Source organism: Mesorhizobium dulcispinae (assembly GCF_033977345.1).
GTDB lineage: Bacteria > Pseudomonadota > Alphaproteobacteria > Rhizobiales > Rhizobiaceae > Mesorhizobium > Mesorhizobium dulcispinae.
Genome location: NZ_JAVIIY010000010.1, coordinates 196602 through 211603, shown reverse-complemented (window position 1 = coordinate 211603; position 15002 = coordinate 196602). Strand labels below are relative to the sequence as shown.

Here is a 15002-nt window from a genome sequence, read left to right as displayed (position 1 = left end):
TTATCGACGACGACCCACAAGTGACCGATCTGGAGAAAGGAGCGGAGGTCCTCGCGCTTAATCCAGCCGACGCTAATTTCGGAGCCGATCTTTCGGGAGCGATCAAGAATACTGACTTGATCTTACTCGATCATAATCTCCACCTTGACCAACGGCTCGGCTTGAACGCATCCGACGGCGCGAGTTTCGTTGGTCATCTTCGCTCTTGGGCACGCGCAAATGAGGTGTCGTTACCGCCGCTGGTCATCTACACCAGCGAAGATAGCGCCTTCTCAGACGAATCTCCGGCGCTTGGTCCTGCAGTTCCGCTCAATGGGAGCTTTGTCGGACACGAGGCGAGAATCGCGCCCGCGCTCGATGTCGAATGGCTGATTAGCAAGAACCTCGACGGCGCGGCTCGATCTGCCGTTGGCCTAGCCGAGGACTCGCACCGGCTCCACCAGATTGCCGGAGATGGGCGAATGAGCCTCGAGGAAACCGCCGCGTTTCTGGGATTATCGCGAGGTTCTGCGTGGTCGGACATCGCATACACGAGTATCGCGCGGTGGCGACCGCCAATAGGCGAACCAGGCCCAGCTCGCGCGGGTGCACGTGGTGCGACCGCGGTTCTTAGGTGGTTGCTACATCAGGTTCTGCCTTGCCCTGGCCTACTTGTCTCGAATCGATACGCAGCTTGGTCTCTCGGGATAGAGCTTGAGGGCTTCGAGCAAACGGCTGAGCGAGGCAACAGCGACTTGGCCAAAATGCTAGAGAAGGCGCGATACACAGGTCCGGCGCACGGGCTCTACCCGCCACGCTGGTGGGCGGCGGGCATAGACTTTATCGGCTGGCAGCTACGGGAACAGTCATATGAAAAGGGAGGAATTCAGCTGGCCCTCGATGCAATGGCAGGAGCGGGCCTAAGCCCGATGGCGCCGCCGGAAAAAGTTGTCGTTGTCAATAGCGATCTCGAAGAAGAAGGTCTTGCAGCGATCGATCAGGTTGTCGAGATTTATCCGCCTGGATGGCCGGTGGAAGCGCTCAAGCTGTGGATGCGGAGGGACGAAGCCGCAAATGATACAGCTGCCAAAAGCATGATTGACCCTGCTGAACTCGCGAATCTTTTATGAGCTTCACCTTTCTTCCCAAGGAAATGTCGGACGATCTCGTTTCGTTGTCGCGGGTGGCAGCGCCGTTTTTCTCTGGTCAGTCGGTGTCACGGATCCAGCGCTTGGCCAAAGACCTCATTAACGCGGTAGCCAACGCGAAAGCCACGGGTCACACTGAGTTCAATTGGAAAACTCTACCATCTCAGCCAATCCAGATAAAGGAGTCACGTCAGTGGAAAGGCGGGACGGAGGACTTCGACCCGTTGTCCGCGGACATTACCATCGATTATAAATGCACGCTAACTGATGGCGGTGAACGCACTCTCGCCAAGGGCGTGACCGTCATCCGCATAAAGGACTCTGATAAGGCGACGGACAAGGTTTTCCATTTCGATGTGGAAACCGGCGGCTGGACCGAGATGCACAAAGGCAAGGAGCGTGCCCGTGCCGGACATCCGGCTTTTCATATGCAATTTTACGGAATGGTGAATGATATCCCACGCATCCCAAGTCTAATCATCCATCCTGTAGATGTCCTCAGCTGGGCAATCCTTGAACTTCACCAGAAAAAATGGCGAGAGCACGTCATGTCGGCCAACGGCAAGTCTCAGCTGCGATTGATTCCTGGCCGTCAGCGATCCCGCTTCGACCAAATCCTGGCGGGATGGCGGCAGATGATAAACAAACCCGACCATCTTGCGATTGTCGCGATGCAAAGCCCAATTTCAGAACCGCTGACGCTTTAATCAGTCAGCGCCGCCCGCGGCGCACTTCGCGGCGGGCATCTATTTCACTTCGAAGCTGCTCGATCGTCTGTTCCCATTGCATTCCCAAGAGTGGGGCGAGCAGGGCTTCGTCAGCAATCCTCGTCGCTTTGGCTATTTCGCCTGCATTGAGAGCCTTGTTTGCGTTGTCAAACTCGGAATGCAGGTTTCGTCGGACTGGCAAGATTGGAAACTTTCGGGCATCCTTCAGTTCGAATTTAAGCAGCCCGCCTCCATAGATTCGACCAAGGCGTTCGGCCGCCAACTGCCCGAAGGTGGAGATCAAGCTCAAGCACGCCGTCAATCGCTGATCGACAGACACGTGGTCTGAGAACCGAACGCAGTGCAAAGTGTTGGTGCACCGAATATCTGTGGCAGCCAAGACCAGCCGGGGACCACGGTCGTTCATATAAGTGAAAATCGCATCACTCGACTTACCAACATCAACCTTCCACCAAGGTGTGCGCTTCTTAAACCACAGGGTCGTCAAGCGGCGACGCGCAGAGATCTTCGCAAGTTGGCGCCTGACGCCACTGCCCTTATTACCTAAACTTTTCGGAGCCAACAGCCAGGTCTTCTCACCCTCTCGGGCAAGTTGCAGCAACTTCGCCTTATCGATAGTGAGACCTGGAATATGCCAAGCCCGCGACACCATCGGCTGAAGATCGGACTTGCGGATCTTTAGTGTCTTGCGCTGTTCCTCATTTATTAAGAAGACGCTGTTGCACCCAGTGACGGCGCCGATGCTGAGCAACGCAATGGATCCGAGCGGAGTGCACTGATCAGCCAATTGTCCGTATGCCGCGGCCGATATCGGTAAAAGCCCGGCAGGAATTCCGTCTGCCGACCAGCGGGTCGATTCCGGCAAATGCGATGACCCTTGGTCGAACCCATCAGCGAGAAAGAGCGCGCCGCGCTCATCAGCTCCGTTAACCCAAAGCGGACGGTCCACAATTTCGCGAATCTGTACCTGCGCAAAGCGGCCACACAGTCGCTGGAGGGCAGCGCGCCCATAGTCGCTGAAAAGCGCCGACGCAGGGATCACCGAAGCTAGCCTTCCCCCGGGGCGAAGAAATTCCATTGCGTGAAAGAGGAAATGAACCCAGAGACCCGCTGCACCAACGGTGTCGAAGCGCTTCCGAAGAACTGATCGCCTCGGCGCATCGAGAGTGTGATTTCTCGTGAATGGCGGATTTGCGAGGATTCCATCGAAAAGCCCAGTGCTCGCGGAATCGAGTTGCAGAAAATCAATAGATCTCGCTTCGGACCGAGCGCTTAGCCGCGAACCGATTGCCTCTATGACTGCTGGATTAATATCGCATACGGTGAAACGAACGCTGGGATATTCGTGCACGCGCTGTGCTTGCCGACAGGCGGCATCGATCAGCGCGCCTTCTCCCACACTTGGCTCGAGAATACGTTCAGTACCCGTGCGGACCAGCCACTGAGCAAGCGCGTCGGCAAGTGTGGCCGGTGTATAGTAGGCGCTGAGGCTTTTCGCTGATGAATCACGATTGGCGGGCAATGACATGCGCGATGACTAACATCACTTCAAAACATTGTCTCGAGGGATTTGCGTTCCGAGTCTCGTTTGGCGAATTGCCCATCGGCGGCTTGCGGCGATGAGTTCATCGGATTGAACAGCATCGGTACAGCCTGACTCTCGCCACACCCTCTCAGGCTGGTGTTTACGCTGACGCCCCTACACCCCCAGCGTCGGCTCGGTATTCACCTCCAGCGCCTCCTCCGCCTCGTCCTCCTCGCCGAGAACCTCGCCGTTCACCGCCAACGCCCGCCCGATCCAGATCGGGTCGACCAGATGGTCGCGCTTGGGGTTGGTGGTGTTGGGGTGGATGAGGATGCTCAAGCCGCCGTGGTTCAGCATCAGCCACGGCACGAGCGTCGCGAAAATCTCGTTGGCGAACGAGACCTGGTACATGGCCTGCTGATGCGGGCCGACCGGCTCGTCGCGCCAGTTGCCCAGGCGCACGCGGAAACGTTCGCCGATGCGCAGGCGCAGCCATTCGGCGTGCTGCCGCTCGGCCTGCCCAGCGTAGTAGATATGGGCGTGATAGCTGGCGATCTCGGCGATCGGCCTGACTTCGTTCATCGCGATGCTCCCCTTCGATGGTTTTTGCACCCGGCGGAACTGTAGCCGAGGCGCGGGCGCCTTGTCTGCAGCCGCCGCGGCATCGCAATCGCATAGGGCAGCGCCAGCCCCGGCTCCGTCTCGGCGCTGCGCGCCGAGCCACCTCTCCCCCATTTCGTGGGGGCGAGGAAATGCCAATCGCAAAAGGCGTGGCCTTCGAAAAGCTTGGGTTCCATGCCCCACAAAGTGGGGGAGAGGTGGCTCGGCGAGGCCGAGACGGAGAGGGGGAGCGCCCTATGCGATTGCCCCTGCCCCGGCCGAGGCGAATGCCACGAAAGCCAATTTCCAGCTCTAAATCACTGCGGTGACCATCCCTGCCGCGTTGAGGTGACAGCCGACTCGCGCCTGCCTGACTTCAATGCCGCCTTGCCTTTCATAGTCTATGCGCACCGCGATCGGGGCGTTGAGTCCGCTTTGACCATGACGCGCGGGACCTGCGCTTGCCGCGTAGACACGCACGGCGCCGAGGGGCTTCGCGGCGGTCATGATCGCCGCGTGACAGGCGCGCACCACGTGATCTGGTGTGCCGGGTTTCGCTGTCAGAGGTGGCAGAGACCCAAAAGGATGCGCCTTGGTGACCCGCCTGAGGTCACCGTTGCCAGCTCCGGAAGGCCGGAGGGCGCGAGGCAGCGTGATGGATTGTGCGGCGGCCCTGGCAAAAGCGGGGGGTGCCGTGACCACGGCCGGGCGCCGGGCCGAGGCAGCCGGCCCACGTTGGGCGGAAGGATGGTCGCCCACACGGGCGCCCGCCGACACGCCTGCGCCTATGCCGCCCAGGTTGCCGCCGGCACCAACGCCGGGTGATCCGCTGCCCCCGGACGATGCGTCAACGTTTGCTTCACCTACGCCGTCGGCGCTCGCGCCCACGCCCGCCGACATGCCTTGCGAACCGGCGCTCAATCCAGCGCCGACCCCGACACCGCCAACCTTGCCGCCTACGCCTACGTCAACAGCCGAGGCAGGCCCGATTGTGATCCCGATCGCCAACGCGGCTGCGACGTATTTTTTCATGGCCACACTCCCTGCGGCATAGTTGCAGCACGCCACTCTTCAATGGCGAGGGTCGAGCTTCGGTGGCCGCGTCGGGAGCAAAGCGGCGGGAAGAGCTATGGTCGCCACCAGATCGGGCTGCGGTGACCTTTGGACCTTGACCCTCTGTTTGTCCGGCGGCTTGCGCGCCGACGCTTTCGGCATGCGCTTCATGTTCACCGTGCGACGCTCCGCCTTGACGATGCCGGTTGCCTGCCGTGCGGCACTGAGGATGCGGGCCAGGCCGACAGACCTTTCACGCTCTTGTTCCCAGGCCGCCCTCAACGCTGCCGCGGCCTCCCGTGAAGCGTCGCGCTCCTTGCGCATGTTGTCGAGATCACGCGCGGCTGCATCTGTCCGTTGGCGTTCCAGCGCCAGCGCTTCGCCGGCTTGCTTCAATGCTGCCTCGGCCGCCTGGCGGTCCTTTATGGCGTTGGCCTGCTCGATCGCCGCCAGATTTGCGTTTGTCTTCAGAGCGTCGACGGCCCGGCGGGACGCGGCGAGTTCCTGTTCCACGAGCTCAACCTTGTGCCGCTCCTCATCGAGCGTCCGCTGGACAGCAGCCCGGGAGGCTTCTGCCGAGCGATCCGCCTCAAGCATGGCGGCCTTTTCATTGTCCCAGACAATGGCATCGGCCTTGAAGCCTTCGATAACGCGTCTCGCCGCCTCCAGATCGAGCGCGAGCGCTTTGGCTTTCTGCCGCTGCTTTTGCAGGTCTTGTGCTTGTTTGGCCGCCTTATCGGCCACTGCATGTGCCTCGGCACTTGCGTCGCGCGCATTGCGCTGCATGACGTCCAGCGCCGCTCGTGCTGCCGCCAATTCGCGGCGCAAAGCCTGCTCATGCTCGCCAGGCAACGTTCGCGCAGCTTCCTTGAGTGCTTCTGGCGCCGTCGGCGCCATATCTTCGGGCGCTGTCTGGTCGCCTTCGGGCGCCACGGAACCTGTCGTTTCCGTGGCCGGTTTAAGGATGCGCTGGACGATCGTCTCCGGCCGCTCGGGCAGGCCGCTCCTGGCCTGCAGGCGATCGGCAATCAGCTTTGCCAACTCGTCCGTACGCAAGCCTGCGGCGCCAATGCTCCCGATGTTCGGAAGATCGAGCCTGCCGGTCGAGTCGATGCTGAAGCTTCGGTTGAGTTGCAACCCCTCCAAAACGCCGCCGCGCAGCGCAGTCCAGTGCCAGACGTGTAGTTCGATACTGTCTCCGGGTCCTAGTCTGTCGTCAACCGTCGACTGGCTCCTCGCCGGCAATCCCAGCAGCAGAACGAGGCATAGCGAAATGAGGCATAGCGCGAGGGTGCAGCCCCTGCCGCGCATTCCAGAAAGTAAACTCGAAAGGTGTCGTCCAATAAACGTGAAGGCCCGATGGAAACATGCTGATTGGGTACCCTGCACATGGCTCATCACTGAACCCCACCGGCTGTGCGTCCCCTCGCCGCTATGTTCTCCGTGACCCGTACTGCGCGGCTGGATGCCGCACCAAAGGCTCATGATAGAAAAGCACTCTCGGCAGCGCCAAGCTCCGCAAGAGGCTTAGGGACCGTCTCCTTCTAACGTAGTAGTTATCGATCCGTAGTGGACGGCTATGGCACGTATTGAGTTCGCCCACTCCCGCCTCACGCCCCTCGGCCCCGCCTCCCGCTCCCCCACAGCGCCCGCGTGATCAGGCTCCGCTTCCTCTTGCGCGGCATAAGCTCCACATCGCTGACCAGCTTCGCCCCGCCCTCGCGGCGCTCGAGCGTGATCTTGCGGCTATGGAAAGCTTCCAGCTCGGCGCGGTGGGCCACGCTGATGATGGTGACCTTGGGCAATGCGCGCATCACCGTCTGCATCATCCTGTCCTGGCTCTTCTCGTCGAGCGCCGAGGTCGCCTCGTCCAGCACGACGATGTCGGGGCAGTGCAGGAGTAGGCGCGCGAAGGCGAGGCGCTGCTTTTCGCCGCCGGAGAGCGTCTGGTCCCAGGGCGCGTCTTCCTCCAGCCGGTCTTTCAGATAACCGAGGCCGACCTTGTCGAGGGCGGCGTTGATCTTCTTGACCGTCCAGTTGTCGGCGGGGGCGGGATAGGCGACCGCGCGACGCAGCGTGCCGGTGGGGATGTAGGGGCGCTGCGGCAGCATGAAGAGCCGACGGCCGGCGTGGAAATTGACGCTGCCGCCGCCCCACGGCCACAAGCCGGCGATCGCCCGCACCAGCGTCGACTTGCCCGTGCCGGATTCGCCGGAGACCAGCACCCGCTCGCCCGGCTCGATCTCGACCTCGGTTTCCTTGACCACGCCGGTGCCGTCATTGAGTGTCACCGAGAGATCGTCAAGGCTGAGCATGGCGCCGTTTTGCGTCTTGCCGTGCCTGATGCGCCCGAACGCTTCGCTCCGTTCGGCGCGCTCCAGCCCGTCGAGCGACATCATCAGCGAGGCGATGCGCCGGGCCGAGGCATTCCAGTCGGCAAGGCGCGGGTAGTTGTCGACCAGCCAGCCGAACGCGCCCTGCACGATGGCGAATGCTGAAGCCGCCTGCATCACCTCGCCAAGCGACATCGTGCCTTCGAGGAATTTTGGCGCGCAGAGCAGCACCGGCACCACCGGCGCGAACAGGCTCGACCCCTGCGACACCAGCGCCGTGCGCATGTGCTGCCCCGTCAGTAGCGCCCACTGCCTCAGCACATGGCCGAACGTGTTGTCGATACCGCTGCGCTCCTCCTCCTCGCCGCCGAGGAGCGCGATGCTCTCGCCGTTTTCGCGCACGCGCGTCAGCACGTAGCGGAATTCGGCTTCCGTCTGGTTCTTCTGTTCGGAAAGCTGCACGAAGTGGCGGCCGATCACCACCATGGAGGTCGAGGTGATGGCGGCATAGATCACCGCGGTGATGACGAGGAAACCGGGAATGGTGATGCTCTCGCCGTCGAGAGGCAGGGTGAGCGCGCCGCCGATCGTCCACAGCACGACGATGAAGGTCGACGCTGACAGGAACGCGTTGAGGACACCGGCGATGAAATCGACGGGCGACTCGGTGGCGATGCGCAGATCCTCCGAGATGCGGGCCTCGGGGTTGGTGTGGTCGCCTTTGACGAGGTTGAGCTGGTAGTAGCGGCCGCTGGCCAGCCAGCGCCCGATGATCGATGTGGTGAGCCAGGAGCGCCAGCGGCGCTGGATGGTCATGCGCAGATACACTTGCGCAACGACCAAGCTCGCGCTTCCGGCCACCAGCGGCAGGAAGATGGCGCTGAGCATATAGACGGTGTGGACGTTGCGCTGCTCGATGGCGTCGAAAAACGCGCGGTTCCAGACATTGATGCCATATTGGAAGCCGACATTGACGCAGATCAGTACCAGCAGTCCGAATGTGAACGGCAAGGCAAGCTTGTCGCCATGCCGGCCCCAATAGCCTCGTCCGCTGATCCAGAAACGCCTGAGCAGGTATTTCTTGCGCGCCTGCTCGGCCTGTTGGGGCGTCAGCTGCGGATCGGGGTCGACCGCATCCGGCGGCGGCGCGGCCTGGCCGTTCACCTCCGGCGCGGCTTCGGCGGCCGATTCTTTCTCTTCGCTCGATTTCCTTGGGCGCGACTCCTCTTCGTGCGACTTTTCTTCGTGCGCCTTTTCCGGGCGCGACCGCTGGGCACCACGCTGTTTGGCGCGGTCGGGCGGTTGCGGTTTGGATTTCATGTCTGACATCAGGCCGACAACGGCCTAAAAATCAGAAAGTTTCACGATATCCGCCGCTTCGCCCCTCCCCGCCCGGGTTTCGGCGTCACCTCATCCGCTGATGCCGCGGCGCGCGGCGGCCATGCCCTCCCACATCAGCTTCAGGCCGAGCGCGCCGACGACGGCGCCGGCGGCGCGGTCGATCCAGCGCTTGGTGCCGAGATAGGCCGCACGCGGCCGGCTGGAAGAAAAGGCGAAGGCGACGACCGCGTACCAGACGAATTCGTTCAGGAAGAGCAGCGGCGGCAGGATGAAGAGCATCCAGAGCGGCGGCGAGGCCGGCAGCATGGCCGCGAACATCGAGGCGTAGAAGATCGCGGTCTTCGGGTTGGCGAGCTGCACCAGAAGCGCGCGGCGAAGCGCCCGCCAGAACGAGCCGGCGCGCGCCGATGCATCGTTGGCGATCTCGATCGGCTCGTTGGCGCCGCGCCAGATCTTTATGCCGATCCACAACAGGTAAGCGCCGCCGGCGATGCGCAGGAAAATGTCCAGCCAGGCGACCTGGACGAGCAGCGCGGTGAGGCCCGCGACGGCGATGGTGGCGAAGATGAAGCCGCCGATGCCCATGCCGATCGCGGCCGCCAGGCCGTCCGTGCGCTCGCCGGCGACCGCGATACGAGAGACGACGACGAAGCTCGGCCCGGGGCTCATCGCGCCCAACAGAAAAACGCCAAGGATGGACAGGATGGTTGCAATCTCGGACAAGGCTGTTCTCCCAGGTCGATGTCGGTTGCCCGCGCAAACAATGCACGCGTCGCGCGCCTTGTCACTACCCTGGCGGCCGAACCGATCGGCCAGAAGAGCACCGTTCCTTCCAATTCCTGCCAATGCGGATTGGCGTCCAACGGCGCCTTCTGGTCGGGCCGAAGCCGCGCCCTATCTTTTCCACAGCCCATCCAGCCATCGGGCAAAACCGCCTCTGCGGAACAAGCGGCAGGTGCTTGAGGCAAGTGCCCTGTCCGGCAGTTGGCGGAGCTTGGCGGAAGTGTCTCAAAGTCTGCATCCGGGGAGACTTCAGATGAAAGATGCCGCAGAACGCGCCCCTCACCGAGGCGGGTTTCTCAAACACCGATACCGCGACGCCGCTCGCGGCCATCACGTCCCACCGACATGTTCCCGCCACGCATGATCCGCTCCGGTGTTTTCGTTCCGTAGACCCGGGCAAGGCCGCCCACTCCTCTGGATAGCCGCGACGGCAACGCTCTCCGGCTGCGCGGGCGGCGTGCTCGACCCGCAGGGCCCGATCGGCGCCGGCAACCGCACCATCCTGCTCAACTCGCTGGCGGTCATGCTGGTCATCGTCATCCCGACGCTGGTGGCGCTGCTTTTATTTGCCTGGATGTTCCGCGCCTCGAACCGCAACGCCCGCTACGATCCGGAATTCACCTATTCGGGCCGCATCGAGCTGATCGTCTGGTCTATCCCCACGCTCACCATCCTCTTCCTTGGCGGGCTGATCTATTACGGGTCCTACCATCTCGACCCGCGCCGGCCGATCGCCTCCAGCCAGCCGCCGCTCGACATCCAGGTGGTGGCGCTCGACTGGAAGTGGCTGTTCCTCTACCCGGACCAGGGCATCGGAACCGTCAACCAGCTCGTCATCCCGGCCGGCGTGCCGGTGCGCTTCAAGCTGACGTCGGCCAGCGTGATGAACACCTTCTTCGTTCCGCAGCTCGGCAGCATGGTCTACGTCATGAACGGCATGCAGACCGAGGTTAATCTGCAGACCGATCGCGAGGGCGACTATTTCGGGATGTCGGCGCATTTCAGCGGCGACGGCTTTTCGGACATGAATTTTCGCGTACGCGCCGTCTCGCCCGACGCCTTCGCCAGCTGGGCCTCGTCGTTGCAAGGCGGCGAGGTGCTCAACGCCAGCGCCTATCGCGAGCTTGCCCGGCAGAGCATCAACGTGCCGCCGGCCTCGTTCGGTCATGTCCAGGAGGGCCTGTTCGACGCGATCGTGCGCCAGACGCTGCCGCCAGGCCCGGGGCCGGCCGAGACCGCCGACGGCGAGCCGCAGGTAAGCCCGAAAGCGCTACCCGCAGCCCAACAGCCGCAGCCCAAAGTGGGAGGATGACGATGCTCGGCAAGCTCGACTGGTCGGCCATTCCCTTTGATCAGCCCATCCCGTTGGGCGCTACCCTCATCGTCTTCCTGGCGGCCGTCGCGGTGCTGATCTGGGTCACGGTGAAAGGCTACTGGCCCTATCTCTGGCACGAGTGGATCACCTCGGTCGACCACAAGCGCATCGGTGTCATGTATATCGTGCTGGCGGCGCTGATGCTTTTTCGCGGCTTCGTCGACGCCGTCATGATGCGCACGCAGCAGGTGCTTGCCATCCACGGGCCGGGCTACCTGCCGCCGGAGCATTACGACCAGGTCTTCTCGGCCCACGGCACGATCATGATCTTCTTCGCCGCGATGCCCTTCGTGATCGGGCTGATGAATTTCGTCATGCCGCTGCAGCTCGGTATCCGCGACGTCGCCTTCCCGACGCTGAATTCGGTGAGCTTCTGGCTGACGGCGACCGGGGCGCTGCTCGTCAACATCTCGCTCGTCGTCGGCGAGTTCGCGCGCACCGGCTGGCTGCCCTATGCGCCGCTGTCGGAGACGACCTACTCGCCGGGCGTCGGCGTCGACTATTATCTCTGGTCGATCCAGATCTCGGGCGTCGGCACGCTGCTCACCGGCGTCAACCTGGCGACGACCATCCTCAAGATGCGCGCGCCCGGCATGGGCTATCTGCACATGCCAATGTTCTGCTGGACCTCGCTCGCCTCCAACCTGCTGATCGTCGCGGCGTTCCCGATCCTCACCGCGACGCTCGCGATGCTCACGCTCGACCGCTATCTCGGCTTCCACTTCTTCACCAATGAAGCCGGCGGCAACCAGATGATGTTCATGAACCTCATCTGGGCCTGGGGGCATCCGGAGGTCTACATCCTCGTGCTGCCGGCCTTCGGCATCTATTCCGAGATCTTCTCGACCTTCTCGTCGAAGCCGCTGTTCGGCTACCGGTCGATGGTCGCGGCGACGCTGTTCATCTGCATCGTTTCCTTCATGGTCTGGCTGCACCACTTCTTCACCATGGGCGCCGGGGCCGACGTCAATGCCGCCTTCGGCATCGCCACCTCGGTCATCGCCGTCGGCACCGGGGTCAAGATCTACAACTGGCTCTTCACCATGTATGGCGGGCGCGTGCGCTTCGACACGCCGATGCTGTGGGCGCTGGCCTTCGTCACCACCTTCATCATCGGCGGCATGACCGGCGTGCTGCTTGCCGTGCCGCCGGCCGACTTCATGCTGCACAATTCGCTCTTCCTGGTGGCGCATTTCCACAATGTGATCATCTCCGGCGTGCTGTTTGCCGCCTTCGCCGGCCTCACCTACTGGTTCCCGAAAGCCTTCGGCTTCCGGCTGCACGAAGGCTGGGGCAAGGCCGCGTTCTGGTTCACGCTTGCCGGCTACGTGCTGGTCTTCGTGCCGCTCTATATCGTCGGCCTGCTCGGCATGACCCGGCGCCTCCAGCATATCGACATGGATCTGTGGACGCCGTGGCTAGTGGTGGCGGCCTTCGGCATCGCGGTGATGATCGTCGGCGCCGGCTGCCAGGTGGCGCAGCTCATCGTGTCGATCAGGCATCGCGACGAATTGCGCGACGAGACGGGCGACCCCTGGGACGGCCGCACGCTGGAATGGTCGACATCCTCGCCGCCACCTTTCTTCAACTATGCGCGACTGCCTTATGTCGAGAACGAGGAGCCCTACTGGACCGTCAAGCAGCGGGCGCTGGACGGGCAGGCCCCGGCCGACCACGAAAGCTACGAGCCGGTCGAGATGCCGCGCAACAGCCCGACCGGCTTCGTCGCCGCCTTCTTCAGCACGCTAATCGGCTTCGCGCTGATCTGGCATATCTGGTGGCTGGCGATCGTCGGCTTCCTCGGCGCCTACGCTACTTTCGTCGTCTTCGCCTGGCGCGAGCATGGCGACTACGAAATTCCGGCGGACGAGGTCGAGCGTATCGACCGCGACGGCAGAGCCGCGCAGCTTGCGTGGATGCGTAAGAGGGAGCGTGTGGCATGACCGACGTCACAGCCGGCAGCGCAATAAGAGAACCATACCGGCCCGGACAGTCCGGCGCGCACGGCCACGGCCTGTTTTCGGCGACGGGCCATGGCAAGGGCGGCCCGGCCTCGAAATTCGTCACGGCCGCCTACGGCTTCTGGATCTTTCTGTTATCCGACATCATCATGTTCTCGGCCTTCTTCGCCTCCTTCGCCGTGCTGTCCCAGGCGACGGCCGGCGGGCCTACCGGCAAGGAGCTGTTCGAGTTCCCCCGCATCGCGGCGCAGACGGGGCTACTGCTCACCTCGAGCTTCACCGGCGGCCTTGCGACGCTCGCGACCCACCGCCGGTCGATCGCCGCCACCCAGTTCTGGCTGCTCGTCACCGGCCTGCTGAGTGCTGGTTTCCTGTTCCTGGAGGTGCAGGAGTTCGCGACAATGGCGAGCGAGCAGGCTGGCCCCTCGCGCAGCGCCTTCCTCTCCGCCTTCTTCGCCCTTGTCGGCTGCCACGGCACCCATGTCGGGCTCGGCCTGCTCTGGCTCGGCACCATGATGGCGCAGCTCTGGGTGAAGGGCTTCCGGCCGGACCTGCTGCGCCGGCTGCACTGCTTCGGCCTGTTCTGGCACGCGCTCGACATCATCTGGATCGCCATCTTCACCTTGGTCTATCTCCTGGGAGCATCGCCATGAGCGACATCGAAAGCCGGATCGAAGAGGAGCTCGACCGCCGTGATTCAGCGCCGGGCGAAGAGCGCATCACAGAACATGAGCTGGCGGGAGGGCTGTCGGGTTATCTGCTCGGCTTCGGCCTGGCGATCCTGTTGACCATCGCCTCCTTCCTCGCCGCGCAAACCGACCTGATCTACCAGCCGGCGGTGATCTCGGCCTTGGTGGTGCTGGCCATCGCGCAGATGGGCGTGCATCTCGTCTTCTTCCTGCACCTGACCACCGGGCCCGACAACACCAACAACGTGCTCGCGCTCGCTTTCGGCGTGCTGATCGTCGCGCTCGTCGTGATCGGCTCGGTCTGGATCATGGCCCATCTCAGCGTGAACATGGCGCCGATGAGCGCCCACCAGGCGGAGATGATGCCTTAGAGTGGTTCGATATCTTGACGCCAATCCAGGGTCGGTCAAAAAGCAAACAAGGCCCCGTTAGGGGCCTTGTCGCAAAGTCGTCGGCGGCAGAGCCCTGCCCTACTTCCCCGCCAACTGCTTGGCGTTCTCAGGCGTGATCGCGGTGGTGTCCACCGTCACCGTCGGCTCCACGGACGTCGCGCAGTCGAGCAGGATCTTCTTCGACATCTCGATCGCTTCCTTGGCGCCGGTCGGATAGGTGAAGGTCGCCGCCCAGTCGCCCTTGGCCACCGCCTCGATGCCGCCCGCCGGGCCCGGCAGGCCGTCGGTGCCGATGATCTTGACGTCTTTGCCGGCGCCCTTGGCGGCCAGCAGCGCGCCCGCCGCCATCATGTCATTCGAGGCATAGAGCACCTTGATGTCGGGATGCGCCTGCAGCATGGCCGAAAAGGCGGTCTGGGCTTTATCCGGAACCCAGTCGGCTGCCTGCTCGGCGACGATCTGGATCTTGGCATTGGCCTTCACGCCCTCCTTGAAGCCGTTCAAGCGCTCCACCGCAGGGGTCGAGCTCGGCAGGCCTTCCAGCACCGCCGCCTCGCCGCCGTCGGGCAGCAGCTTTTCAGCCGTGAACTTGCCGGCTTCCTGGGCGATCTTGAAATTGTCGCCGCCGATGAAGGCGGTGTAGTCCTTGCCGGGGTCGCCCACCGTCTTGCGGTCGAGCTCGATGACCGGAATGCCGGCATCCATGGCGCGCTTCACGGCTGGCGTCAGCGGTGCCGCTTCGAACGGCGAGATCAGCAGAATGTCGACCTTCTGGGTGATGAAGTTGTCGACCTGCGAGGTCTGCGTGTTGACATTGCCGGCGCCGTCGGCGATCTGCAGCGTGAAGCCCGGCACCTCCTTGGCCGCCGCCGTCAGTTCGTCATTGACGTGCTGGCGATAGGGCTCGGCGTTGTTAGCCTGCGAAAAACCGATGACGAACTGGCCGTCCTTGGCGCAGGCTTTCACCATCGGGTCGGTAGCCTGCGCGGCACCTGCAATGCACAGGCCGGCGCCCGCCAGAAGCGCGACCCGAAGGACGCGCGATCCTCTCAGTGTGGTTCTCATACTCAGTCTCCTCCTCGTCCGGCTCGGGAT

13 protein-coding genes are annotated in these 15002 nt (G+C 63.1%); 6 read left to right on the top strand and 7 right to left on the bottom strand.

Going from position 1 to position 15002, the window contains the following annotated elements; genetic code table 11:
• Positions 1 to 20: 20 nt before the first annotated feature.
• Together RFN30_RS22020 and RFN30_RS22015 are read left to right on the top strand one after the other, a co-directional pair.
• A complete protein-coding gene (locus tag RFN30_RS22020) occupies positions 21 to 1109 on the top strand; it encodes a hypothetical protein (RefSeq protein WP_320264188.1) in 1089 nt (362 codons plus the stop codon).
• On the top strand, positions 1106 to 1834 hold the full coding sequence (locus RFN30_RS22015; RefSeq protein WP_320264187.1) for a hypothetical protein: 729 nt from the start codon (positions 1106 to 1108) through the stop codon (positions 1832 to 1834). Before RFN30_RS22020 ends, RFN30_RS22015 begins: the two co-directional genes overlap by 4 nt.
• A 4-nt stretch (positions 1835 to 1838) precedes the next feature.
• On the opposite strand, the gene RFN30_RS22010 is transcribed toward RFN30_RS22015, so the two are convergent.
• From RFN30_RS22010 to RFN30_RS21985, 6 genes are all read right to left on the bottom strand, one after another.
• Positions 1839 to 3383 (bottom strand): Eco57I restriction-modification methylase domain-containing protein, encoded by a 1545-nt coding sequence (locus tag RFN30_RS22010; RefSeq protein WP_320264186.1) that lies wholly within the window; start codon positions 3381 to 3383, stop codon positions 1839 to 1841.
• Positions 3384 to 3554: 171 nt separating this feature from the next.
• Positions 3555 to 3962: a DOPA 4,5-dioxygenase family protein gene (locus RFN30_RS22005; RefSeq protein WP_320264185.1), complete on the bottom strand. Its 408-nt coding sequence runs from the start codon at positions 3960 to 3962 to the stop codon at positions 3555 to 3557.
• A gap of 330 nt (positions 3963 to 4292) precedes the next feature.
• Complete coding sequence (locus RFN30_RS22000; RefSeq protein WP_320264184.1) at positions 4293 to 5012, bottom strand: hypothetical protein; 720 nt, start codon at positions 5010 to 5012, stop codon at positions 4293 to 4295.
• A gap of 39 nt (positions 5013 to 5051) precedes the next feature.
• Entirely contained in the window at positions 5052 to 6431 is a 1380-nt protein-coding gene (locus RFN30_RS21995; RefSeq protein ID WP_320264183.1) for a polysaccharide biosynthesis/export family protein, read from the bottom strand.
• A gap of 212 nt (positions 6432 to 6643) precedes the next feature.
• The gene (locus RFN30_RS21990) at positions 6644 to 8695 is read right to left on the bottom strand and encodes an ABC transporter ATP-binding protein/permease (protein ID WP_320264182.1); all 2052 of its coding nucleotides are present in this window, start codon (positions 8693 to 8695) and stop codon (positions 6644 to 6646) included.
• 81 nt (positions 8696 to 8776) lie between these two features.
• Positions 8777 to 9430 carry a LysE family translocator gene (locus tag RFN30_RS21985; protein WP_430699074.1) on the bottom strand — a complete coding sequence of 218 codons (654 nt, stop codon included), beginning with the start codon at positions 9428 to 9430 and terminating at the stop codon, positions 8777 to 8779.
• A 433-nt stretch (positions 9431 to 9863) separates the two neighbouring features.
• On the opposite strand from RFN30_RS21985, the gene cyoA reads away from it, so the two are divergent.
• Genes cyoA through cyoD form a run of 4 tightly spaced genes read left to right on the top strand, consistent with a single transcriptional unit; the run spans position 9864 to position 13886 of the window.
• The gene (cyoA, locus tag RFN30_RS21980; RefSeq protein ID WP_320264181.1) at positions 9864 to 10802 is read left to right on the top strand and encodes a ubiquinol oxidase subunit II; all 939 of its coding nucleotides are present in this window, start codon (positions 9864 to 9866) and stop codon (positions 10800 to 10802) included.
• 2 nt (positions 10803 to 10804) lie between these two features.
• Complete coding sequence (cyoB, locus tag RFN30_RS21975) at positions 10805 to 12808, top strand: cytochrome o ubiquinol oxidase subunit I (RefSeq protein ID WP_320264180.1); 2004 nt, start codon at positions 10805 to 10807, stop codon at positions 12806 to 12808.
• Positions 12805 to 13479 (top strand): cytochrome (ubi)quinol oxidase subunit III, encoded by a 675-nt coding sequence (locus RFN30_RS21970; RefSeq protein WP_320264179.1) that lies wholly within the window; start codon positions 12805 to 12807, stop codon positions 13477 to 13479. Before cyoB ends, RFN30_RS21970 begins: the two co-directional genes overlap by 4 nt.
• Complete coding sequence (gene cyoD / locus RFN30_RS21965; RefSeq protein ID WP_320264178.1) at positions 13476 to 13886, top strand: cytochrome o ubiquinol oxidase subunit IV; 411 nt, start codon at positions 13476 to 13478, stop codon at positions 13884 to 13886. Before RFN30_RS21970 ends, cyoD begins: the two co-directional genes overlap by 4 nt.
• 99 nt (positions 13887 to 13985) lie before the next feature.
• Here cyoD and RFN30_RS21960 read toward each other — a convergent pair whose 3' ends face one another.
• Positions 13986 to 14972: a substrate-binding domain-containing protein gene (locus RFN30_RS21960; RefSeq protein WP_320264177.1), complete on the bottom strand. Its 987-nt coding sequence runs from the start codon at positions 14970 to 14972 to the stop codon at positions 13986 to 13988.
• Positions 14973 to 15002: the final 30 nt, after the last annotated feature.